This window comes from Rhodococcus sp. T2V (genome assembly GCF_029269925.1).
GTDB lineage: Bacteria > Actinomycetota > Actinomycetes > Mycobacteriales > Mycobacteriaceae > Rhodococcus_F > Rhodococcus_F koreensis.
Genome location: NZ_JARJBD010000278.1, coordinates 1 through 1,546, shown reverse-complemented (window position 1 = coordinate 1,546; position 1,546 = coordinate 1). Strand labels below are relative to the sequence as shown.

Genomic DNA, 1,546 nt, shown 5'->3' with positions numbered 1-1,546 from the left:
GTCGAAACGGTGCCATCGAAGTACCGACCCCCATTGGGGTTGCCGCGTTTGTGATCGATATTCGCCGCGACTACCGCCGTTTCGACCGCCGGCGGGACGCGGACCTGACCAATCCCACCCTCATACGCGGCCGTCGCGTCGCCCAGGACTTCGGTGAGGCCCACGGGTGGTCACACGCACTCATCACAAGCGTCGACCAGGCGCTGGTCGTCCTGTTGTCCGGCCATACCAGCGATGAGAAGATCCGCTACTCCGAGCTGATGTCCACGGTCCGCCATCGCAGTCGGGTCGGGTCGCGGAGATCCTCGACCAGCTCGCGCTGCTCGACGCCGACCGGGCACCAGCGTTCGAGGCGTGGCTCGCGCGCAAACTCGACGGCATCACCCCCGGCATCCGGCGCGACGTCGAGGACTGGATCCTCGCACTTCACGACGGCGGGCCCCGCACGCGTCCCCGCGACCCGAACACCGTGTGGGGCTACCTCAACCGGATCCGGCCAATCCTGCTCGGCTGGTCGCATCACTACCACCACCTGCGGGAAGTCACCCGTGACGACATCCTCTCCATCGCGAATACCCTGCAGGGCAACAAACGTCGCCACACACTCAGCGTCCTGCGGTCGCTCTTCGGACACTGCCGGAAGAAGGGCATAATCTTCCGCGACCCCACCACACGCATACGCGTTGGACCGAGCAACTACCGCGCCATACTTCCACTGGAAGACAACGCAATCACCGAGGCGACGGGTGCGTCCACCACACCCGCGACCCGCCTCGCCGTCGCCCTGGCCGCCATCCACGCCGCCCGCTCCAAGGACATCGGCGAGTTGCTTCTCGACGACGTCGACCTCGGTGAGCGTCGGCCGACCATCGCCGGCCGATCCCGACCATTGGACGACCTCACCTACCGAGCGCTGACCCAGTGGCTGAGCCACCGACGCACCCACTGGCCCAACACCGCCAACCCCCACCTGTTGGTCAACCGCGTGACCGCGGTGCGCACTTGCCCGGTCGGCAAAGTGTGGATCACCCGGGCCTTCTGGGACTCACTACCACCCTCGATCGGCTACACGTCGATCGTCAACTCGAAGAATCACTCACACACGGACCGGACCCACTCCACCTCGCCACAGTGTTCGGCATCAGCCCGGGCACCGCGATCCGCTATGCCGCCGCGGCCCGCCACCTCCTCGAGACCCCTGCAGAACACCACGATCTCCACAGTTGACCGCGAACCCACGCACTATCATTGGCTCCGAGTCCAACCTGTCCTCGAGTTCGCGCCGAGATTCCTTCAGTTTGACTGAACTCCGGGTTTCCAGCGGTGCCGTCACGTCGCCCAGTGATGACGCAAAATCGCCACGACGGGCGGCCCGCGCGGTACCGCAGCGAGCCTGCTCCGGTATATCCCAGTCACCGAGCCGAACGAGTGGACGGTCGCTGCCGTGGATCCGCATCGAGTAGTTCGCGGGCGGCCGGTGCGGCGCATGCAAAGTCGTCACCATCGGCGGCACCATGCGGGTGCATTCTGGTCCGCGACGAACACT

At 65.8% G+C, this 1,546-nt stretch carries 2 protein-coding genes; one reads left to right on the top strand and one right to left on the bottom strand.

What is annotated here, in order from left to right:
• Positions 1-247: 247 nt before the first annotated feature.
• On the bottom strand, positions 248-430 hold the full coding sequence (locus P3H15_RS53880) for a hypothetical protein (RefSeq protein ID WP_276144803.1): 183 nt from the start codon (positions 428-430) through the stop codon (positions 248-250).
• Between the two features lie 39 nt (positions 431-469).
• Between P3H15_RS53880 and P3H15_RS53875 the strand changes: the two genes are divergently transcribed.
• The gene (locus P3H15_RS53875; protein ID WP_276144802.1) at positions 470-1,306 is read left to right on the top strand and encodes an integrase; all 837 of its coding nucleotides are present in this window, start codon (positions 470-472) and stop codon (positions 1,304-1,306) included.
• Positions 1,307-1,546 lie beyond the last annotated feature (240 nt).